The organism is Nocardia sp. NBC_00403 (genome assembly GCF_036046055.1).
Lineage (GTDB): Bacteria > Actinomycetota > Actinomycetes > Mycobacteriales > Mycobacteriaceae > Nocardia.
Genome location: NZ_CP107939.1, coordinates 521,767 through 542,426 on the forward strand (window position 1 = coordinate 521,767; position 20,660 = coordinate 542,426).

The window sequence follows — 20,660 nt, forward strand, 5'->3', positions numbered from 1 at the left end:
GACCATCTCGCCACATCACGAGAATTCGTTATTTCTACGACGGCTACACCAGCCGAACCAGGAGAGTTCATGCAGGATGTCTACGTGGTGAGCCACCCGCACGCGGAGCACACGCAACTCAATCTTGTTGGCGGGTGGCACGACTCGCATCTGACTGCGCGTGGCCGACGCGATGCGCACCTGGTTGCCGAAGAGCTGAAACGCCGCCGCGACACACCGCGGCCGATCCGCATCACAACATCCGACCTTGCCCGATGCGCCGAAACCGCCACGATTCTCGCCACAACACTCTCCGCCCCCGTCACCACAGACCCCCGGCTTCGCGAGATCAGCTTCGGCGAGGCCGAAGGCCGACCGAACGACTGGCTCGCACAGCGGCAGGTGCCTGCACCCGAGGACAACCGGCTCGACCACCGGGGCCCCATCCTCGGTGCCGAGACCCGGCGCGAAGTCGCAACCCGGGTCGGGGCATGCATACGCGAACTGATGACCGACACCGTTCATGACCACGTCGTGGTCACTCACGGATACGCGCTGACGTTCGTCATCACCACCTGGATGCAGATCCCCGTCGACGCGGTCGGATTCGCATCCTTCGCGACAACACCGGGCGCGATCACCCACCTGCGCCTGGACGACTACTGGCGCAACCGAGCCCTGCTCAGCCTCGCCGACACCTCCCACCTGACACCGATCAGACCTGAACGGTGACGAAACGGGCTGATCATCCGACCGTATCCGGCCAGTCGATCAGTCCCGAAACCCTGGGGTCCGAGTGAGACGACGCGGGCCGGGAGGTCGGGCACGCCGTACTCGAATCCGCAGCTCACCGTAGGTTTTGGGCCAATCGTATGCGCTGGCCTCCGCCGGACTGTCACGCTAGTTGCTACCGCACCGAGCAGCTCGTGATACGAGGAGGACATGTCGATGCTTGAAATCACCAAACTGAGCACTGACGAGGCCCTGGTAAGTGGCGGTACCGAGGTCATCGTGACCGGGCGGGGTTTCCAAGGAGCCAGCCGGGTGTTCTTCGAAGATCAGAACTCGAAGCAATACGACGTGCAGAAGTACACGGTGGACAGTGATAGCCGCATCACGCTGGTCAGTCCTGACACAAAGGGCACGACCGGCACGTTCCACATCTTCATCGTCGTCGGCGGGAAAGAATCCATGGTTCCGGAGGTTCACGGCGTGGTTCCTGACAGCGACACTACGCGCAGCACAGGAACATTCGGAGGCACCCGAACGATGGTTCGCAGCTGCGCCGCCGAGATTGATGTGACGCATCGCCGCATGGCGGATATCCTCTGGGACGACTTCATTCGAGCGCAGCAGGAGCCCGTTCAGTTGTAGTGGTCCGCGGGTACTTCGCTTCGGAACTCGACCTTGCTGACATACAACCGCAAATCTGCATGTCGAACGACAGGCCAGTAAGCCCGAATACCCTGCCGCACAGCCGCTTCGATCCGAGTAGTCCACCAGTAAGCGGAAGCTCAACGCGGCCGCAGGGAGTTCCGAAGCCGAATAACCTCAACTCGCCGATCGCCGTACCGAACGTCCTGTAATGCCGGCGACCGCGCGCGTGCCGAACGCGCCGTGCCGTGCTGCGACGCGCCTATCGTTGTGCAGGTGAGGGCAGATAGCTGGCCTGGAGGAGAGGCGGAGGCCGCTGTGTCACATGAGGACAACAAGCAAGCCGGACACCGCGCTCTGGTGGACCGCGTCCTCAACGGGAAGGGCACGGCATCTCCGGACCTGCGCGCCCGCGCCTTCCGCAACGCGGATGTTCCCGCGCCGTTGCACGCGCTGATCGACAAGGTCGCCACGAGGCCGGCGCAGGTCAACGACGCGGACTTCGCTGCAGCCAAGGCATCGGACTTCAGCGAGGACCAGCTCTTCGAACTGGTGATATCCGCTGCGGTTGGCCAGTCCACCCGGCTCTACGACGCGGGACTGGCAGCCTTGGCCGAAGCAATCGGCAGCGCGGAGGCCGAATAATGCGACTCGACATCCTGAACCGCGGCTACAGTCCCGGAACCAAGTTGCTGTTTACACTCATTCGGGTGTTTTCTGGCCAGCCGGTGCCGGACGCCGCCAGGCTGGTCTTCTACCGGCCCGACTTTTACGGTGCCTGGGCGAAGAAGTTCACCCACGACGCGATGCGTGGGCCGTCCGCTTGGCCGGTCGCCGACCGAGAGCTGATGGCGGCCTTCGTGTCGAAGGTCAACGAAAGCGCGTTCTGTATCGGCGCACACACCGCGACCGCAGGGCAGGCATACCAGGACGGCGCGAAGGTCCGAGCGGTGCTGTCCGACGTGGAATCGGCACCCATCGACGACGGGCTGCGGGCGACACTGCGGATGCTCGGCAATCTGACCAGGGCAGGAACGATCGGCGTCGAGGACATGCGGGAAGTGTTGTCCACAGGTGTCACACGCCGGCAGGTCGAGGACGCGCTGGCGGTCTGCGCCGCATTCAACACGACCGACCGGCTCGCCGACGCCTTCGGCTTCGAACTGCTCAGCCCCGCGGGCTTCGAGGCAGGAGCCAAGTACCTGCTCAAACGGGGCTACCGATAGGACTGCAACACACCGCGTGACCACAACCGCCGACGACGCGCAATTCAACCTGGTGAGTTACTTCTTCGCAGAGGCTGATTCGCTTCGGAACTCGACAGACTCGCCGTCCAACCTATTCAGGGTCGACCGTCGGTTCCAGAAACAATCGTTCGTTGGGTAGTCGCGCCAACCCAGTTGTGTCGCCGGGGATCACGTTCACTGCATCCATGTAGTGGCGTGATCGGTGTTCTTCCACGAACCGCAAGGCCGCAGTCACACACGCGACGAAATCCAGCCGCACACCGTGCAGGAACACGCTCAGGTGGACATCCGCCTCGTCCGGCATCGGGGAAGAACCGTTGGGGCTCAAGGTGTTTCCGTGTCTCGAACGCTGGTGGGTCGTACCGGGATCGCTTCGAGCTCGTCGAGGTTGTCGTGCAGTTCGGGCCAGCCGTTCTCGTCGACGGCACAGAGAGTGCCGTCGGACCTGTGGACGATGGGCCGACTGTCGGTGGGGGCGATCGCGAGTTTGTGGGCGGTGTCCTCGTGGAAGACCGCGAGTAGCGCCCGCACATGAGGGGCGATCTCGCCGGGCGGCAGGTATCGGATCATGTCGGACATCGGTTCACGCTCTCGCCGTGGTGTCGGATCGGGTGCTGATAGGCCAGGCGTTCCCCAGCGCGTCACGGCTATCGACGACCCGAACACCTGACCAGGTACAGCGGGCCAGCGGATCACCACCCGTGTGTATCTCGATCCGACCTCCGATCAGCGACACCGATTTCAGGCAGTAGTGACGCGGGCACCGTACCTGAATCAGTGCGCCCTCCAGATCGAATCCTGCACTGCCGCAATAGAACCGTTTCATCCCCTGGCTGCCATCGCCTTCAAACATGCGACACCGCCCGCATTCTGCGTGGTGCGACACACGCGCGAATCGATGCGATGACGACAAGCCCGGAGGGGCGGAACGTGTCACGCGGTGGCTCGATCCACTGCCGGATGGCCCCCGACTGGGGAGTGGGCGACGGCAAGGCCACCGTTCCGCCTTCGCGGATGACGGAGACGTTGTGCCGGAACAGATCGGCGAACAGCGGCACATCGTCGGGTACGTCGGGCCGGATCAGGTACGTCCACCTGTTCGACCGTGGGTGCGCCACAATCGGCCCGACAGCGGCACCGCGACGACCCATGTCGTGTTTGACGGCTTGCCCGAGTGGCGTGGGCATCGTCAACGCCCAGACGTGCGTTGCCTTCATGATGATGCGGCCCAGACTCGGCGGGTCGATGTTCGCGGGCAGGTCGCATACCCGGCGATAGAAGATGCATCGGGATACCGGGGTATCACCAAACATAATGTGGTCCATCGGGTTTGACCTCTGCTCATATCGACAGTGGATTGGGTGCGCCCTGTGGCGGGGACTCGACATACCCGACACAGGGCGGTTCTCTGGCCGCGGGTGGGCCTGCCCACTCGCGCAACGCGGTTGCGAAGCTCGCGACTACATCGGCTCGTGCGCCCACATAGGCGACAGACGGACCGATGAGCGGTTCTCGTTGCGGAAGCTCGCTGTTCGGCATCTGCCGACCTCCGGGGCATCGACTACTACGGCTTAGGCGCGCCCAGCCCCGCGACATCTCGGTGCCTGTCTGGGTGCAAGAGAGGAATCGAGCGAAGGGAGGAACTCTCTACCGGGCGCTCATCCAGTTCAACACTGCTACCGCAGATTTGGAACATTCCCCGTCATATTTTCGCCAATGAGTATCCCAATTTCCCATGCGACGCCCAGACTGGTTCCCAGACGAACGAGAGTCGTTAGCGAACCTTTGGAGCCGACACTATGACCACTAGTTCGACCCTCCCGCGACGGATACTTGCCCGCCTGCTCAAGGAAAAGCGGGAAGCGGCAGGAATCGGCCCGGATGCCGCTCGTCGAGCGATCGGCGTATCGAAACAGACGTTCTGGAGGATGGAGACCGGGCAACCGACCCGGATCAATCCGCTGTTCATCACGCACCTTGCCCAGATGTACGGCGTCGATGACAGGACGACGGACGTGTTCCTGGGGCTGACCGAGGAATCGCAAGGCAAGGGGTGGTGGCACGCCTACGGAGACACGATCCCGAAACACTTCGACCTCTACGTCGGCCTTGAAGATGCCGCAAAACGGTTCAGCGCGTATCAGGCGACGCTGCTTCCCGGACTGCTGCAAACGGCCGAATACCGCCGAGCGGTGATCTGGACCGAATATCCGTCGATGCCGACCAACGAGGTCGAGCGGCGCATCGAAATCCACACCCGCAGGCTGGAGCGCCTGGAGAGCCGGTCCAACCCGCTCGAGGTAAACGTACTGATCGACGAGTCAGTATTGCGTCGCTTGGCGGGCTCACCGGAAATCATGGCCGCTCAGCTCGCCCACCTTGCGAAGGCAGACCGATTGCCGAACGTCTCGGTCCGAGTTGTGCCACTAGCAGCCGGATTACACAAGGGCGCGAGTACGGGATCCTTCATCCTCCTCGAGTTCCCGCGTCACCCAACCGCGCAGCTCACCGAGCCTCCCGTGATCTACATCCAGGGAATCACGGGCTCTCTCTACCTCGAAAAGGCAGACGAGGTCGATCAATACCGAGACGCCTATGCTGGGATCCAGGGCGTAGCGCTGGATGAGGGCGAAAGCCGACAGCTCATCCACGAGATTGCAGAGGAGTTGACCCGGTGAGTGTCGATCTGTCGGGAGCACGATGGTTCAAGAGCAGCCGGAGTTCGGCTAACGCAGAGTGTGTAGAGGTCGCGTTCCTCGATGGCGGCAAGATCGGGGTGCGTGACTCCAAGAATCCGACGGGCCCAACGCTGGTGTTCACGCCGGGTGAGTGGGAAGCATTCACCTCTGGAGTGCATGGCGGCGAGTTCGACAGCCACTAGCCCAAAAGCAACAGCCTGCGCCAGGTAGCAAGGGAGTGCAACGTGAACGTTGATCTGTCCGGGGCCAAGTGGTTCAAGAGCAGCCGTAGCCAGGGAGGCTCGGAGTGCGTAGAAGTGGCCTGGCTTGGAGAAGGCATGGTGGGGGTGCGCGACTCGAAAAACCCGACTGGCCCGGCATTGGTCTTCACTCCTGGCGAGTGGGAAGCCTTCACCGGTGGCGTGCAAGACGGCGAGTTCACCCACCCTTAGCCCTGGAACACCCCGCCCTGCACCTCGATTGATCGTTGAGGTGCAGGGCTTCTTTGTATTCCGAGTGGGATGCGGTCTCCGCACCGCATTCCTCTATCTGAGGCTTTCATCTCGAAAACCCATCGCGGGCAGCGGACTCCAGCAATGATGGTCCCGAACGTGACGACGTCAGTCGGGGCCCGCAGCCACCCATCAGGTCACGTGCCAACACCGAACAATCAGGAGAATCGTGAGAACCATTACGAGACTCGCCGTAACCGTTGTCGGCGCACTGGTCGCGATCGCACTCACCATCGGATTCGCGTCCACCGCATCAGCGGAATCGCCCGATCCGATCGCCGCCGCATCCGAGCCGACCCCGCATGCGACCGAGATCGAAAAGTGCCTGTTGATGGGTGACACCATCGAAATCAGAACGGCGGTAGGCGCGGCGATAGGCGCCGTCCTCGGTGGAATCGTGGGCCTGCCACTCTTCTTCATCGGCGCCATCCCCGGAGCGATCATCGGCGGGCTCCTCGGCGTATTCATCGGTTCCACGTCTTACGCGATCGATGCCGCACACCTCCAGCAACAAGGACTCTGCTGATCGTCGGCAGGGACTGAGCCACGTGCAAGCTCGGAACCATCCTGCGCAAAGTGTTGTGCCGCAGGCTTGATACGTGATGTAGACAAGCAGATACATAATTCGCCCGGCGACTCGTCGCCGGGCGAATTATGTTCGGGTGGAGCGTATTACGGCCGTCAGTTGGCCGCCGCATAGTTGGCCTCGACCCATTCGGCGAAGCTGGGGCCCGCGAGCTCGGCGTGCGCGCCGGGCAGCAGGCCGCCGTTCTCGAACTGCTCGCGGTCCGGGTTGGCCGAGTCGCTGGTCTCCTGGATCTGGGCCGGGTGGCCGACGCGGGCGGCCAGCGTTGCGGCGGCGCCCGCCATCGTCTCCGGCTGCGGGCCCGCGACCTCGGGGAACGGTCCGTCGGTCGATTCCGGTGCCGGGTTGACGGCCAGCTCGACGAGGGCCTCCGCGACCGTGCGGGCGGCAACCAGCTGGGTGCGCATGTTCGGCAGGTACGCCACCTCGCCCTGGGTTCCCCACTGGGTCATGACCTCGACCAGCTCGTGGAACTGCGCGGCCCGCAGGATCTGCACCGGCAGCGGCCCTTCCAGCAGCGCCGCCTCATGGGCGAGCTTGGCGGCGTTGTAGCCCGCGACGGAACCATCGATGCCGATGATGGACACCACGACCAATCGCTCGACGCCGGCCTTCTGCCCCGCCTCGTGCAAGTTCTTGGCAGCGGCACGGAAGAACTCCGTCGCGATGTCCTTGTCGGGGGACGGCGTGCTGGACGCGTCGATGACCACCTCGACCCCGTCGAGCGCCTCGACCAGTCCCGCGCCGGTCTCGATATCGACCCCATTCTTCCGGGAGAACGCGACAACCTCGTGGCCCTGCTCGGTCAGCACATCCACCACGTGGCGGCCCAGCCGTCCGGTCGCTCCGGCCACTGCGATCTTCTTGGTGTTCGACATGATTCCTCCTGTGTTCGGCTGTGGTGTTCCGCGTTCACAGGGAGGACGACACAGCCCGGGCGAGTGTGACATCACCACGAACATCGAACGAAACGGCGTCGCCCGTGATCAGGGTGGGACTGGTTGGCTGTGTCCGTAAACACTGTGACGGCGGTTGTTCGTGAATCTGGACGGCGGCCGACGGGATCCGTGTGGGTGTCGTTCGCGAATTTGACGGCACGGGACCCACCGTTGCGGGGATAGTTGTGATCGGGATCGGGGAGGTGACGGGTGCGGGGAGGTCCCCGGTTTCGCCTGAATTGATGTGATGATCATGGTTGTCGAATCCTGATCATCGAATGCCGTTGCTGTGTCCGCGTTTTCATCATCGCTGGGTATGTGCTGATGCGTCCTCCCAGAACGATGGCATAGATTCATACGTCTTCGAGCGCGGTAACATTCCGTTCCGGAAAATTCATCATTCGAGCCATTTTGTCGAAGTGAGGTTCGCCGAATATCCCGAAGACCTCCTTCCCTTCAGCCATATCCTCGCGCATCAACTGTGCCGCATGCGCCCGTCTGCGATCATGGGCATCCGCCGCGACCTGTTGGACCGGAGTCTCCACCGACCCACCTGCCGCCGGGTCCGCCGTTTCCCGCAACAACCGGTCTTCGTCTGACGCATCCCATTCGAATGGAGATTTCTTCCTCTCCGGATAAAGCCTTTCCATTGTTCGCTTAAGTACTTCTCGCCTGTCAACATCGTCCGACAGAAAAGTGGAATGCATTTTCATAGTTTCCCGCAGATGCTCTTCCATTTCCGGTCGATAACCCTCCTGCGCACGAAGTGCCTGCGGTATCCGACGCAAGACGTAATAAGTGAAGACCACCTCCGGCTCGTGCCCCTTTTCTCTGATCAGCCAAAGCGCTTGATCATGAAAATTTTCCTCCAGCGATTCAATGGGAACGCCATGCTTGTGGGCCAGATACGCCAGGCGAACAGTGTCTCCGCCAGCGGCCAGAGAAGCCGCCTCCGTGGGACCCGGCTCCCGAACCATGCCTTCGATGCGGAATGTACGGTTGCGGCCTTTCGTACGGTCGAGCCAGTCGTTGACGAGTTTGCCGAAAGCCTTCGATTGGGGATCAGTGGGGTCCGTACGGTGGACTACCCCAACGAAGATACTGTCGCCGGATCCAGCTCGCGCCACCCGATGCGGGGTGCGATCCTGACTGTCACCAGCCAGTCTCTGAACACTTCCGGATGGACTGTTCCGATCCCCTTCGTGGTTGCGATTGTCCACTTCGAGAGAAATATCACCGTCCTTTTCCTCGATTTCTCGTAGACCCCCCTTGACGGTCCGCGTGACATCTCGCCAGCATTCCGTTACAGAATGCGCACCTCTTGGGATTTCTCTGCTCAAAATATCCTTGATGGCTGTGCAGACAGCGCTGAGTTTCCTCATTCTCCTACCATTGATGCGGCCAAAAACCCGCGGTAACTCTGTTGCTCACGTTCGGCGATCCCGACCAAATCGTCGAACTGGGAGCGGATCGTGAGCAGACGAAGCATCTGCAAGGCGGTATCGACCGCGGCGTCGGCGGCCTGCTCGGTCAGCCCGTGGCGGCGGGACGTGGTCATCGCAATGTCATCCTCTCGCTGGGGGTTTCAGCCGCAGCAGCTGGTCATAGACCTCGACCGACGGCAGCGGCCGAGAACCCTCGCCGATGCCTGCCCGGCCTTGCCGCGGATCTGCGGTTTACGCTCGGCGACATACGCGCGCACCCCGCTGGTACGACACCCCCGTCATGTCGTGCTCGTCGAGTGGCCGGCGATAGACGCAGGTGATCGTATGCCGTTGCTTGCGTGGCGCGCTCAGGTCCGCCCGCAGCATCTCGTCGATGAACGGCTTGAACGGATCCAACCCATTGCCCCGCTGCGGATACGCCTTCCGCGGCCACGTCGACGCCAACGTCCGCCACCCCACCCGGTACTTGCGTTGCAACACCCGCCTCGACACAGCCGCACAAAAATCTCGGCGGATCGCCGCATACAGCTCCACCCTCGACAAACCGGCCACCAGCACGCTCCTCCGTCGCGACCGACATTCTGCCACAGGGTAATCACGGGTGCCGTCGGAATTGGTGAACAACTCCCCCGACACACCCAGTGCCATCGACATTCACTAACAACCACCGCCGAAGATGTTGGGACGAAACCAGACTGGTTGCCTGAGCCGCGGATTCCTCGAAATACTGTGCACAGCAGTACCTTGCGCTGGTCGACAAGCGGAATTTGGGTCGATAGCGTGCTCGGGGTGACTGTGGAAAACGATCAATTGCTAAATGCCGTCGCGGAGTTCGAGCGTGCGGTGCGAGGAGACGAGCCGGCGGAAATCGCGCAGGCGCACGGCGAACTGCGCCACCTGGTCGGCGACGCGAATCCGGCGGCGCTGACACAGGCTGGTCCCCGGCTGGCCGCCGTGCTGGAGGATGTACCGCTCGGCGGCCGAGCGGATATCGCGGTCATGATCGGCTACTGCGTCGAGGTCGGCGCCGACCCGGTCTCGTGCGCGCCCCCGGTGCTCGCGAATCTCGCGGAAGTACTGGATGGCGCAATGGAATTGATCGAGCAGGTGTCAGCCATCAAGGACCTGGAACTGCCGGACCCCGAGGATATCGACGAGGAGAGCGAACTATTGGGGCTGATGTTCGAGACGTTCGGTCCCCAGGCCACCCTGTCCTGGTTGACGCTGTCGCCGTGGGTGACGGCATCGCTGTCCATGCTGCAGCGCAAGGCGGTTCGCCAGGGCCTCGGCCCCATCCGCGAGCTGCTGACACAGCGTTATCAGGCTTATCTCGAGGCTTCCGGCTCGGACGGCAAGGACATCGACTACGCGTTGCTGGTATTGGACGACGAGCCGCTGATAGCCCTGGACCGTGACACCGGCACCGGCTACCGGCTGCGCATGAGCGGGATCGCCGACAACTTCCAACTGCAGACGTTGCTCGGCGACGCACTCATCGGTGGCGGACATCTCGCCGGAGAGTCGCCGTCGGCCGAGGCGGTCGCGGTCTCGCGCGATAGCGACGGCCGAGTACCGACCGTCGTCTCATTCCTGTTCCACGCCCCCGACGGGACACGGATCTGGAACGAGGGCACACCGTCCGATATCCCGGTCATCGACGGCGCCCGATTGCTGGTGCTCGACGAGATGCCGTATCCACATCATTTCCCGGCGCTGCGGTACTTCCCGAGCATGCTCGCGGAGCTCGAGCTGGATCGGGCACTGAGCCCGACGGAGTGCGCCACCTGGTTCGCGCATGTGCGGCCCGCCGAGAGGTAGATCTGAATTAGCTGGTCGGCCTGGGTCAGCGGGGCGCGTTCAGGGCGGCATGCAGGGTGGCCGCCCACTGATGGACGATTTCCTTGCGGCGCGCGGAGTCGTCGGTGAGGACGTCGGCCAGGCCCAGGCCGCGGGCCAGGTCGAGGGTTGCCTGCACCAGGTGGTGGGCGACGGGGTCGGTGTCGTCGACGCCGAGGGCCGCCACCGCGCGGCGGTGGGAGATACGGCCGAATTTGGCTTCCAGAGGGACGATTCGCTCGCGCAGGGCCGGGTCGGCCGCGGCGTGGGTCCACACCTGAAGTGCGGCTTTGAACAGCGGACTCGTGTAGGACTCGACCAGACCGGCGACCACGGCTTCGGTGCGGGCGACGCCGTCGGCGACGGCGGCGACCGTCTCGGCTTCCGCTCGAGCCTGGTCGGTCCGGGTGTCGAACATGTACTCGAGTGCGGCGGTGATCAGGTCTTCCCGGGTCGGAAAATGGTGCTGTGCCGCACCACGCGACACCCCGGCCCGTTCGGCAACGACCGCGACGGTGGCGGCGACCCAGCCGGTTTCGGCAAGGCAGTCGATGGTCGCCTCCAGCAGCCGCTGCCGGGTGGCCCGGCTGCGGTCCTGCTTGGGTTCGTGGGGTGTCGCCATGGGCTTATTCTGCCCAGCTCGGTGGGCGGCGCTGCAGGAAGGCCGTCATGCCCTCGCGCACCTCAGGGGTTCCGAAGAAGCTCGCGGAACGTTTGGCGAGCTCCTCGGCCGACACATCGAACTCGGCCAGGATTGCCGCGTTCACCAGCCGCTTGGCCTCGGCGAGGCCCTGCGGGGACCCCTTGCGCAGCTCCGCGGACAGCCGCGCCACCTCGGCCGCCGGATCCGCGGCGGTGACGGTGACCAAACCGATCTGCTCGGCGACCTCGGCACCGAACTTCTCACCGGTGAGGTAGTAGCGGCCGGCCGCGCGTGGGCTGAGCCTCGGCAGCAGGGTCAGCGAAATCATGAACGGCGCCAGCCCGATTCGCACCTCGGTGAGGGCGAAACTACTGCCGGGCCCAGCGACCACGATGTCGCAGGCGGCGACGATGCCCATACCACCGGCACGCACATTGCCGTCGATCTGCGCGATCACCGGTTTCGGAATTTCGACGATTCCGCGCAGCACACCGATCATCACCCGGGTGCGCTCGTCGGCGGCCACGGCCGGATCGACGTTGCTCGCCTCGGTCAGGTCGGCACCCGCGCAGAAGGTATTGCCGGTGTGGGCGAGCACGATTCCCCGCACCGCCGGATCGGCCGCCGCGTCGTCGAGGCCCTTCAGCAGCTCGGCGACCAGCTTCGAGGACAGCGCGTTGCGGTTGTGCGGTGAATCGAGCGTGAGTACCGCGAAGCCGTCACGGACCTCGTAGCGCACGTACGGCGCGGTGGATGTCTCGGTCATCGAGTCTCCTGTGTCTCTGAGATGCTGCCCGTCACGCGGTGCCCGCCGCCCCGGCAGCTTTCGAGGCCCGGTCATATCGCGCAGGCCGAGGCATTCCGTGGATCCCGGCACTGGCCGGGATCCACGAAACCGCTCTGGAAGGCGACGTCGGTCGGGACGACATGGGCACGGATATCAGTAGGACTTCGGCAGGCCCAGGGAGTGCTGGGCGACGAAGTTCAGGATCATTTCGCGACTGACCGGCGCGATACGGCCGATCCGCGCTGCGGCGAGCATGGCGGCGAGGCCGTACTCCTTGGTCAGTCCCGCACCACCATGGGTCTGGATGGCCTGGTCGAGCGCCTTGATACTCGCCTCTGCCGCAGCGTATTTCGCCATGTTCGCGGCCTCGGCCGCGCCCATCTCGTCGCCCGCGTCGTAGAGCGTCGCGGCCTTCTGCATCATCAGCTTGGCCAGCTCCAGCTCGACCTTCACCTGGGCCAGCGGATGCGAAATGCCTTGGTGCGCACCGATCGGCGACTTCCACACCGTGCGTTCCTTGGCGTATTCGACCGCCCGCTCGATGGCGTAGCGGCCCATGCCCACGGCCATCGCAGCACCCATGATGCGCTCCGGGTTGAGGCCGGAGAACAGCTGCATCAGCGCCGCGTCCTCCCTGCCGACCAGAGCGGTCGCGGGCAGCCGCACGTCATCGAGGAACAGCGTGAACTGGTGGTCCGGCTCGATGATGTCCATTTCCTGCGGCGTCTTCTGGAAGCCTTCGGCATCGGTAGGCACGATGAACAGCGCGGGCTTGAGCTTGCCGGTCTTGTGGTCCTCGGTGCGCGACACGATGAGCACCGCCTCGGCCTGGTCCACACCGGAGATGAAGATCTTGCGGCCGTTGAGGATCCAGTCCTCGCCGTCGCGGCGCGCGGTGGTGGTGATCTGGTGCGAGTTCGACCCGGCATCCGGTTCGGTGATGCCGAAGACCATCTTGCCGCTGCCGTCGGCGAGCTTGGTCAGCCATTCCTGCTTCTGCGCGTCGGTGCCGAACTTGCTGATAATGGTGCCGCAGATGGCCGGTGACACCACCATCAGCAGCAGACCCGCGCCCTGGGCGGCGAGCTCCTCCATCACCAGCGACAGCTCGTACATGCCCGCGCCACCGCCGCCGTACTCCTCCGGCAAATTCACCCCGAGGAAGCCGAGTTTGCCTGCCTCGTCCCACAATTCGGTGAGCGGCTCGTTCTTGCGCGCCTTCGGGAGCACGTAGTCGCGGTAGTTGTACTTCGACGCGAGCGCGGCGACCGCCGCCCGCAGCGCCTTCTGCTCTTCGGTTTCGATGAAGCTCATGCCTCCGCCTCGCTGACGCTCGGCTCCGGCATGCGTTCCGCACACTGGCACATGATTCGTTCGCTTCGCTCTCTCATTCAAATCTCCTTTGTCATGCGGTAAACCCGCACCCGGTCGGCCTCGATGATCGCTGCGCGATGACTTCTCATCGGGCCTCCTGGTTGTCTTCGTCGACTGGATCCACGACGGCGAGCACGGCGCCCACATCGACCTGCTGGCCGACCGCGACGTTCAGGGCGCTGAGCACCCCGGCGGCCGGGGCGGAGATGGTGTGCTCCATCTTCATCGCCTCCAGCCACAGGATCGGCTGGCCCTGTTCCACCAGGCTGCCGACCTCCGCACCGAGCCGAATCACGCTGCCCGGCATCGGCGCGAGCAGCGAACCGGTGGCCACCTGGTCTGCCGGGTCGCTGAAACGCGGCAGCCTGCGCACGCTCACCGGGCCCAACGGCGAATCGATGCACACCAGGTCGCCGTAGCGCGCGACCGCGAATTGCCTACGCACGAGGCCACGTTCGCCGGGCACCGCCAGCACGACCCGATCCGGTGTTGCCTCGACCAGTTCGAGACCGTCGTGACCGTCCACCGTCACGCCGTCGCGGGTGCAGAGGTAGCCGATGTCGTGGATGCCGGTGGTCCGGCTCTCGTAGGACTTGCGCTGCGATTGCGAGGGCAGGTTGCGCCAGCCCGCGGGAAAACCGCCGCCGACCCGTGCGGAGCGACGATTGGCTGCCGCATCAGCCAGCGCGGCCGCGACGATCGACAGCGCTTCGTCGGCCTCGGACGCCAAGGGCGCGGAGAGCGCCTCCAGTCCATGGGTGGTGAAGAACGCGGTATCGGTGTCACCGGCGAGGAAAGCCTGGTGCCGCAGCACGCGCACCAGCAGATCGCGGTTGGTCACCAGACCGTGAATCTTCGCGCGGTGCAATGCCGTAGCCAGCAGCCGCGCGGCCTCGGCGCGAGTGTCGGCGTAGGAGATGACCTTGGCCAGCATCGGGTCGTAGTGCACACCGACGACCGAGCCGTCGACGACACCGGTGTCCAGGCGCACACCCGGTCGATCGAGAACACCGAATTCGGTTGTCACCGAAGGGATGTCGATGCGGTGCACAGTGCCACTCTGCGGCTGCCAGTCGTGTGCGGGATCCTCGGCGTACAGCCGGACCTCGATCGAGTATCCGCGCATCGCGGGAGCCGACGCGGCGAGCTCACCGCCCGCCGCGACCTCCAGCTGCGATCGCACGAGATCCAGTCCGGTGGTGCATTCGGTGACCGGATGTTCCACCTGCAGCCGGGTATTCATCTCCAGGAAGAAGAACTCGCCCGCCTCGTCGGCCAGGAACTCCACGGTGCCCGCACCGGTGTATCCGATCGCGCCCGCGGCAAGACGGGCCGCCTCGAACAGCCGCTCCCGCATTCCCTCGGTCCGTTCGACCAACGGGGAGGGAGCCTCCTCGATCACCTTCTGATGGCGACGCTGAATGGAGCATTCGCGCTCACCGACCGCCCAGATGGTGCCCTGGGTGTCCGCCATGACCTGCACTTCGATGTGCCTGCCCGTTTCGAGATACCGCTCACAGAACACGGTGGGATCACCGAACGCGGACTCGGCTTCGCGGCGCGCCGCAGCGATCTGCGGCTCCAGCTCGGCGAGGGCGCGCACCACGCGCATCCCGCGACCGCCGCCACCCGCGGACGCCTTGATGAGCACCGGCAGGTGCTGCTCGGTGACCTCGGCGGGATCGAGTTCGGCGAGCACGGGCACGCCTGCGACATCCATCATCTTCTTGGCGGCGACCTTCGAACCCATCTGTTCGATGGCTTCGACGGGCGGCCCGATCCAGACGAGCCCGGCGGCCAGCACGGTACGCGCGAATTCGGCGTTCTCGGAGAGGAATCCGTAGCCGGGGTGGATGGCGTCCGCGCCGGTGGCCAACGCGGCCTCGATGATGAGCTCACTGCGCAGATAGGTTTCCGCGGGGGTGTTACCCGGCAGCCGCACCGCGGCGTCGGCCTCGGCGACATGCGGTGCGGCGGCATCCGCGTCGGAGTAGACCGCGACCGTGCCGATACCCATGCTGCGGCAGGTGGCGAACACGCGCCGCGCGATCTCGCCGCGGTTGGCAACCAAGACATTCGTGATCTGCATCGCGGGCCTCACATTCGGAAGACGCCGAAGCCATCGGCGCCCTTGATCGGAGCGTTGTGAATGGCCGACAAGGACATTCCCAACACCGTGCGGGTATCGCGGGGATCGATGACACCGTCGTCGTAGAGCCGACCGGACATGAACATCGCCAGCGACTCGGCCTCGATCTGGGCCTCGATCATGGCGCGCATCCCGGCGTCGGCGTTCTCGTCGAACGGCAGCCCCTTCGCCTCCGCGGCGGCGCGGCCGACGATGGAGATCACGCCCGCCAGCTGCGCTCCGCCCATGACAGCGGATTTCGCACTCGGCCAGGCGAAGACGAAGCGCGGATCGTAGGCACGCCCGCACATGCCGTAGTGCCCCGCACCGTAGGAGGAGCCCATCAGCACCGAGATGTGCGGGACCTTCGAGTTGGAGACGGCATTGATCATCATCGCGCCGTGCTTGATGATGCCCTTCTGCTCGTACTCCTTGCCGACCATGTAGCCGGTGGTGTTGTGCAGGAACAGCAGTGGCGTGTTCGACTTGTTGGCCAGCTGGATGAACTGGGTGGCCTTCTGCGATTCCTCGGAGAAGAGCACGCCGCGCGCGTTGGCGAGGATGCCGACCGGATAGCCGTGCAGCTCGGCCCAGCCGGTGACCAGGCTGCTGCCGTAGAGCGGCTTGAACTCGTCGAAGTCGGAGCCGTCGACAATGCGGGCGATCACCTCGCGCGGATCGAACGGAATCTTCAGATCCGGCGGGACGATGCCGAGCAGATCGGCCGGGTCGTAGAGCGGATCGATCACCGCGGCACGCGGTGCGGGCCCCTGCTTTTTCCAGTTGAGCCGCTTGACGATGGCGCGTCCGATGCGGATCGCGTCCTGCTCGTCGAGCGCGTAGTAGTCCGCGAGACCCGAGACCCGCGCGTGCATGTCCGCGCCGCCGAGCGACTCGTCATCGGACTCCTCACCGGTGGCCATCTTGACCAGCGGCGGCCCGCCGAGGAACACCTTGGAGCGCTCCTTGATCATCACCACGTGGTCGGACATGCCGGGGATGTAGGCGCCACCGGCGGTCGAGTTTCCGAAAACCAGTGCAATGGTGGGGATACCCGCGGCAGAGGCCTGGGTGAGGTCGCGGAACATCCGGCCGCCGGGCACGAAGACTTCCTTCTGCGTCGGCAGGTCTGCGCCACCGGATTCGACCAGCGAGATCACCGGCAGCCGGTTCTCGCGCACGATGTCGTTGATGCGCAACGTCTTTCGCAGCGTCCACGGATTGGAGGTGCCGCCGCGCACGGTCGGGTCGGGCGCGACGATCATGCACTCGACACCCTCGACGATGCCGATGCCGGCGATAGTGCTCGCGCCGACGTGGAATTCGCTGCCCCATCCGGCGAGCGCACACAGCTCCAGGAACGGGGAGTCCTCATCGAGGAGCAGCTCGATGCGTTCGCGCGCGGTCATCTTGCCGCGCTTACGATGCCTGGCCAGCTTGTCCGGGCCGCCGCCGGCGATCGCCTTGGCGAACTCGGCCTCCACCTCGGTGAGCTTGGCGGTCATCGCCTCGGCGGCCGCCGTGTACTCCGGCGATCCGGTGTCGAGGGTGGTGCGTAGTGTCGTCAAGACTGGTACCCCAATCGTTTCGCCGCCAGACCGGTCAGGATTTCGGTGGTGCCGCCGCCGATGCCGATGATGCGGATATCGCGGTACTGACGTTCCACCTCGGATTCGCGCATGTAGCCCAGCCCACCGAACAGCTGCACGGCTTGGTTGGCCACCCACTCGCCCGCCTCGACGGCGGTGTTCTTGGCGAAGCACACCTCGGCGATCAGATCGGTTTCGCCGTTCGCGCTGCGCTGGGCCACATCTCGGGTGTAGACCCTGGCCACGTCGATGCGGCGCGCCATTTCGGTCACCGTGTTCTGCACCGACTGCCTGCTGATCAGCGGGCGGCCGAAGGTCTCCCGGTTGCGCACCCATTCCAGGGTGAGGTCCAAGCAGCGCTGGGCCTGCGAATATGCCTGCACCGCAAGGCCGACGCGCTCGCTGACGAACGCACCCGCGATCTGATAGAAGCCGGAGTTCTCGGCGCCGACCAGATTCTCCACCGGCACCCGCACATCCACGTAGGACAGCTCAGCGGTGTCGGAGGCGAGCCAGCCCATCTTCTCCAGCTTGCGGCTGACCGTGAACCCCGGTGTGCCCTTCTCCACCACGAGCAGTGAAATCCCAGCGGCGCCAGGGCCACCCGTGCGCACCGCGGTGACAACGAAGTCGGCGCGGACGCCCGAAGTGATGTAGGTCTTCGCGCCGTTGACGATGTAGTGGTCGCCGTCGCGGCGTGCGGTGGTGGTGAGGTGGCCGACGTCGGAGCCGCCGCCCGGCTCGGTGATGGCAAGCGAGCCGATCTTCGCCCCGGCCAGCGTCGGGCGCGCGAAGCGTTCGATCAGGTCTTCGTTACCGGAGGCGACGATGTGCGGTACCGCGATGCCGCAGGTGAACAGCGAGGCGAACAGGCCGCCGGAACCGCCGGCCTGGTGCAACTCCTCGCAGACGATCATCGCGTCGATGCCGTCACCGCCGGAACCGCCCACGGATTCGGGGAATTGGATGCCGAGCAGGCCGAGCTCGCCCGCCTTCTGGTGCAATTCGCGCGGGATCTCGCCGTTGCGCTCCCAGTCGTCGAGATACGGGAGGACCTCGCGCTCGGCGAAACCGCGTACGGTGGCGCGCAATTCGCGCCGCTCGGGGGTGTTCCACGGGCTCACGGCAGCACTCACAGCCCCGTCACCTCCCGCTTTCTTTCGACGGCTCGAGACGGGTGTGCGCTCGGCGCGTAGTGCTCACTCATGGCAACAGCTCCACTGGGATATCGATATGACGCGAGCGCAGCCATTCGCCGAGCCCCTTGGCCTGCGGGTCGAATCGGGCCTGGTAGGCCACGCCCTTCCCGAGCAGACCTTCGATGATGAAGTTCACGGCGCGCAGATTCGGCAGTACGTGCCGGGTGACGGTCAGCGCGGCGGCTTCGGGCAGCAACTCCTTGATCCGCTCCACAGTGAGCGTGTGCACGAGCCACCGCCATTGGTCGTCGGTGCGCACCCAGACGCCGATATTGGCGTTGCCGCCCTTGTCGCCGCTGCGCGCCAGTGCGATCGTGCCGAGTGGTTCCCGGCGGGTTTCGCCGGCGGGCAACGGTTGTGGAAGTTCGGGTTCGGCAACGTCGGCCAGTTCCAGCGTGTCCGACGCGGGCGCGATCTCGACCCGGGTGCCCTCCGGCAGCACCGCCGCGTGCGGCACCTCGGTGGCATCGACGAATCCCGGTGTGTACACCCCGTACGGGGAACCGTTGCCGGGCAGGCTGGTGAAGCTGGTGCCCGGGTAGCTGGCCAGCGCCAGCTCGACCGCCACGTTGGAGAAGCCACGGCCGACCTTGTTGGGGTCGGGATCACGAACCACGCAGCGCAGCAGCGCGCTGGCCTGCTCCTCGGTGTCGGCGTCCGGCCGGTCGAGGCGAGCCAGCGTCCAGCTCAGTTCGGCGGGCCGTACGGGCAGCCAGGACTCCAGCTGGCGTTGCGCCAGTTCGGCTTTCGCCTCGATATCCAGCCCGGTGAGGATGAACTCCATCTCGTTGCGGAAGCCGCCGAGCGTGTTGAGCGAGACCTTGAGCTGCGGCGGTGGCGCTTCACCGGTCACGCCGCTGATCTGCACGCGGTCGGGGCCGGCCTGGTCGAGCCGGATGGTGTCCAGTCGCGCGGTGACATCCGGTCCCGCATAGCGCGCGCCCTGGATCTCGTACATCAGCTGCGCCTCGACGGTATCCACAGTGACCGCGCCGCCGGTGCCGTGATGCTTGGTGATGACGCTGCTGCCGTCCCCGCGCACCTCGGCGATCGGGAACCCCGGGCGGCCGAGATCGGCCAGTTCCTTGAAGAATGCGAAATTGCCGCCGGTGGCCTGGGTACTGCATTCGATGACATGACCCGCGACGACCGCACCGGCCAGCTGGTCGTAATCGGTTCGCCCCCAACCGAAGTGGGCGGCGGCCGGGCCGACGATCACCGAGGCGTCGGTGACCCGTCCGGTGACCACGATATCCGCGCCCGCGTTCAGGCATTCGACGATGCCCCAGGCGCCGAGGTAGGCATTGGCGGTCAGTGGCGCACCGAGGCCGAGTTCATCCGCCCTCCCGAGCAGGTCGTCACCCTCGACATGGGCGACCTTGGCATCCAGACCCAGATCCGCGGCGACCTTGCGCAGTTTCGCCGCGAGCCCGGCCGGGTTGAGGCCGCCCGCATTCGTGACGATCTGGACGTTGCGCTCGAGCGCGAGCCCGAGGCAGTCCTCGATCTGCCGCACAAACGTCTTGGCGTAGCCGAGGCTCGGATCCTTCATCCGGTCACGGCCGAGGATCAGCATGGTCAGTTCGGCGAGATAGTCACCGGTGAGCACATCGAGCTGCCCGCCTTCGAGCATCTCGCGCATAGCACTGAGCCGATCACCGTAGAACCCGGAACAGTTGCCGATCCGGATCACATCCGAATCGGCGGCCAGCATACGCATCAGCTGGGAGGCCCTCCTCTGCGGCGAACCGTCCCGGCGCCGCCGCATTGCCGCACCGGTGAAGTCCGCGTACCAGAGACCAGCATCACATCCGATAAAGAAAAAAGCAAGCACGCGTGCTTGTTAATCGCACACACCCACCTGAACCCCCGCAACCTGCGATTAAGCTCCCCGCCGTGTCCTCCATCCTGCTACTCGCACTCGCCGGATTCCTCCTCGGCGGCGCCTACTCCACCTGGAAGACCCTCCGCCCCCTGTCGATCGCACTGGGCGTATGCGCTGCCCTGGCGGCGGCGGGCGCGATCGCCTGGATGAGCTAGAGCATCAACCCCCACCAACCTTGCGATCAGCGTTCACAACCACCCCACGCCTCACAAGCACAAGCGCACCCAACAACGTCGCAAGCATCACCGTCAACCCCACCCCGCAGCGAGCCTCCCACAGCCACCGCACGCAAGCAGGCGTATCCAACACGGCCGCGACAATCCCTACCAACGCACCCACTCGGCACGATGACACCTGCCGAGCGCAACGAGACCCAGCACTCGAGTTCGCGGCCCGTCTCGAGGCTCTGTTCAGCGGGCTGGTGAACTCCGAGCTGTCGCACCTGCTGTGCATCGACCTC

General features: G+C 64.9%; 24 protein-coding genes. 10 read left to right on the top strand and 14 right to left on the bottom strand.

From position 1 onward, the window contains the following. Nucleotides 1-69 precede the first annotated feature (69 nt). The 4 genes from OHQ90_RS02225 (at nucleotide 70) to OHQ90_RS02240 (ending at nucleotide 2,579) form a co-directional block, all read left to right on the top strand. Nucleotides 70-711, top strand: coding sequence for a histidine phosphatase family protein (locus tag OHQ90_RS02225; protein WP_328406890.1), 642 nt, complete (start codon nucleotides 70-72; stop codon nucleotides 709-711). A gap of 210 nt (nucleotides 712-921) precedes the next feature. After that, a complete protein-coding gene (locus OHQ90_RS02230) occupies nucleotides 922-1,353 on the top strand; it encodes an IPT/TIG domain-containing protein (protein ID WP_328406891.1) in 432 nt (143 codons plus the stop codon). A 318-nt stretch (nucleotides 1,354-1,671) separates the two neighbouring features. Beyond that, nucleotides 1,672-1,998: a hypothetical protein gene (locus OHQ90_RS02235; protein WP_328406892.1), complete on the top strand. Its 327-nt coding sequence runs from the start codon at nucleotides 1,672-1,674 to the stop codon at nucleotides 1,996-1,998. Between the two features lie 65 nt (nucleotides 1,999-2,063). Further along, nucleotides 2,064-2,579, top strand: a complete 516-nt coding sequence (locus OHQ90_RS02240; protein WP_328406893.1) for a carboxymuconolactone decarboxylase family protein — start codon at nucleotides 2,064-2,066, stop codon at nucleotides 2,577-2,579. A 112-nt stretch (nucleotides 2,580-2,691) separates the two neighbouring features. Here OHQ90_RS02240 and OHQ90_RS02245 read toward each other — a convergent pair whose 3' ends face one another. The 3 genes from OHQ90_RS02245 to OHQ90_RS02255 all read right to left on the bottom strand — a co-directional run bounded on the left by OHQ90_RS02245 (nucleotide 2,692) and on the right by OHQ90_RS02255 (nucleotide 3,913). Beyond that, complete coding sequence (locus OHQ90_RS02245) at nucleotides 2,692-2,904, bottom strand: hypothetical protein (RefSeq protein ID WP_328406894.1); 213 nt, start codon at nucleotides 2,902-2,904, stop codon at nucleotides 2,692-2,694. Nucleotides 2,905-2,924: 20 nt separating this feature from the next. Then, complete coding sequence (locus OHQ90_RS02250; RefSeq protein WP_328406895.1) at nucleotides 2,925-3,179, bottom strand: hypothetical protein; 255 nt, start codon at nucleotides 3,177-3,179, stop codon at nucleotides 2,925-2,927. Nucleotides 3,180-3,445: 266 nt separating this feature from the next. Further along, nucleotides 3,446-3,913 (bottom strand): DNA-directed RNA polymerase subunit beta, encoded by a 468-nt coding sequence (locus OHQ90_RS02255; protein WP_328406896.1) that lies wholly within the window; start codon nucleotides 3,911-3,913, stop codon nucleotides 3,446-3,448. 486 nt (nucleotides 3,914-4,399) lie between these two features. Between OHQ90_RS02255 and OHQ90_RS02260 the strand changes: the two genes are divergently transcribed. The 4 genes from OHQ90_RS02260 to OHQ90_RS02275 all read left to right on the top strand — a co-directional run bounded on the left by OHQ90_RS02260 (nucleotide 4,400) and on the right by OHQ90_RS02275 (nucleotide 6,316). Continuing rightward, entirely contained in the window at nucleotides 4,400-5,278 is an 879-nt protein-coding gene (locus tag OHQ90_RS02260; protein WP_328406897.1) for a helix-turn-helix domain-containing protein, read from the top strand. After that, complete coding sequence (locus OHQ90_RS02265) at nucleotides 5,275-5,481, top strand: DUF397 domain-containing protein (protein WP_328406898.1); 207 nt, start codon at nucleotides 5,275-5,277, stop codon at nucleotides 5,479-5,481. The genes OHQ90_RS02260 and OHQ90_RS02265 overlap by 4 nt, the downstream gene beginning before the upstream one ends. Before the next feature lie 42 nt (nucleotides 5,482-5,523). Further along, nucleotides 5,524-5,730, top strand: a complete 207-nt coding sequence (locus OHQ90_RS02270; protein WP_328406899.1) for a DUF397 domain-containing protein — start codon at nucleotides 5,524-5,526, stop codon at nucleotides 5,728-5,730. Between the two features lie 229 nt (nucleotides 5,731-5,959). Beyond that, entirely contained in the window at nucleotides 5,960-6,316 is a 357-nt protein-coding gene (locus OHQ90_RS02275) for a hypothetical protein (RefSeq protein ID WP_328406900.1), read from the top strand. A 155-nt stretch (nucleotides 6,317-6,471) separates the two neighbouring features. Here the strand turns inward: OHQ90_RS02275 and OHQ90_RS02280 are convergent, their stop codons facing one another. From OHQ90_RS02280 to OHQ90_RS02295, 4 genes are all read right to left on the bottom strand, one after another. Then, nucleotides 6,472-7,254, bottom strand: coding sequence for an SDR family oxidoreductase (locus OHQ90_RS02280; RefSeq protein WP_328406901.1), 783 nt, complete (start codon nucleotides 7,252-7,254; stop codon nucleotides 6,472-6,474). Between the two features lie 413 nt (nucleotides 7,255-7,667). Beyond that, entirely contained in the window at nucleotides 7,668-8,696 is a 1,029-nt protein-coding gene (locus OHQ90_RS02285; RefSeq protein WP_328406902.1) for a hypothetical protein, read from the bottom strand. Beyond that, the gene (locus tag OHQ90_RS02290) at nucleotides 8,693-8,872 is read right to left on the bottom strand and encodes a hypothetical protein (RefSeq protein WP_328406903.1); all 180 of its coding nucleotides are present in this window, start codon (nucleotides 8,870-8,872) and stop codon (nucleotides 8,693-8,695) included. The genes OHQ90_RS02285 and OHQ90_RS02290 overlap by 4 nt, the downstream gene beginning before the upstream one ends. Nucleotides 8,873-8,990: 118 nt before the next feature. Further along, nucleotides 8,991-9,251 carry a hypothetical protein gene (locus OHQ90_RS02295; protein WP_328406904.1) on the bottom strand — a complete coding sequence of 87 codons (261 nt, stop codon included), beginning with the start codon at nucleotides 9,249-9,251 and terminating at the stop codon, nucleotides 8,991-8,993. A 297-nt stretch (nucleotides 9,252-9,548) separates the two neighbouring features. Here OHQ90_RS02295 and OHQ90_RS02300 point away from each other — a divergent pair, with 297 nt between their 5' ends. Continuing rightward, nucleotides 9,549-10,577, top strand: coding sequence for a hypothetical protein (locus tag OHQ90_RS02300; RefSeq protein WP_328406905.1), 1,029 nt, complete (start codon nucleotides 9,549-9,551; stop codon nucleotides 10,575-10,577). Nucleotides 10,578-10,602: 25 nt separating this feature from the next. Here OHQ90_RS02300 and OHQ90_RS02305 read toward each other — a convergent pair whose 3' ends face one another. The 7 genes from OHQ90_RS02305 to OHQ90_RS02335 all read right to left on the bottom strand — a co-directional run bounded on the left by OHQ90_RS02305 (nucleotide 10,603) and on the right by OHQ90_RS02335 (nucleotide 20,035). Next, nucleotides 10,603-11,217, bottom strand: coding sequence for a TetR/AcrR family transcriptional regulator (locus OHQ90_RS02305; RefSeq protein ID WP_328406906.1), 615 nt, complete (start codon nucleotides 11,215-11,217; stop codon nucleotides 10,603-10,605). A 4-nt stretch (nucleotides 11,218-11,221) separates the two neighbouring features. After that, entirely contained in the window at nucleotides 11,222-12,004 is a 783-nt protein-coding gene (locus OHQ90_RS02310; protein WP_328406907.1) for an enoyl-CoA hydratase family protein, read from the bottom strand. A 174-nt stretch (nucleotides 12,005-12,178) separates the two neighbouring features. Beyond that, nucleotides 12,179-13,339: an acyl-CoA dehydrogenase family protein gene (locus tag OHQ90_RS02315; protein ID WP_328406908.1), complete on the bottom strand. Its 1,161-nt coding sequence runs from the start codon at nucleotides 13,337-13,339 to the stop codon at nucleotides 12,179-12,181. A gap of 145 nt (nucleotides 13,340-13,484) precedes the next feature. Next, nucleotides 13,485-15,488: an acetyl/propionyl/methylcrotonyl-CoA carboxylase subunit alpha gene (locus OHQ90_RS02320; RefSeq protein ID WP_328406909.1), complete on the bottom strand. Its 2,004-nt coding sequence runs from the start codon at nucleotides 15,486-15,488 to the stop codon at nucleotides 13,485-13,487. Nucleotides 15,489-15,496: 8 nt separating this feature from the next. Then, nucleotides 15,497-17,095, bottom strand: a complete 1,599-nt coding sequence (locus OHQ90_RS02325) for an acyl-CoA carboxylase subunit beta (protein ID WP_328406910.1) — start codon at nucleotides 17,093-17,095, stop codon at nucleotides 15,497-15,499. Continuing rightward, nucleotides 17,092-18,240, bottom strand: a complete 1,149-nt coding sequence (locus OHQ90_RS02330) for an acyl-CoA dehydrogenase family protein (protein ID WP_328412475.1) — start codon at nucleotides 18,238-18,240, stop codon at nucleotides 17,092-17,094. The genes OHQ90_RS02325 and OHQ90_RS02330 overlap by 4 nt, the downstream gene beginning before the upstream one ends. 79 nt (nucleotides 18,241-18,319) lie before the next feature. After that, on the bottom strand, nucleotides 18,320-20,035 hold the full coding sequence (locus tag OHQ90_RS02335) for an acyclic terpene utilization AtuA family protein (RefSeq protein WP_328406911.1): 1,716 nt from the start codon (nucleotides 20,033-20,035) through the stop codon (nucleotides 18,320-18,322). A 176-nt stretch (nucleotides 20,036-20,211) separates the two neighbouring features. Here OHQ90_RS02335 and OHQ90_RS02340 point away from each other — a divergent pair, with 176 nt between their 5' ends. Then, nucleotides 20,212-20,355 carry a hypothetical protein gene (locus OHQ90_RS02340; RefSeq protein WP_328406912.1) on the top strand — a complete coding sequence of 48 codons (144 nt, stop codon included), beginning with the start codon at nucleotides 20,212-20,214 and terminating at the stop codon, nucleotides 20,353-20,355. Nucleotides 20,356-20,660: the final 305 nt, after the last annotated feature.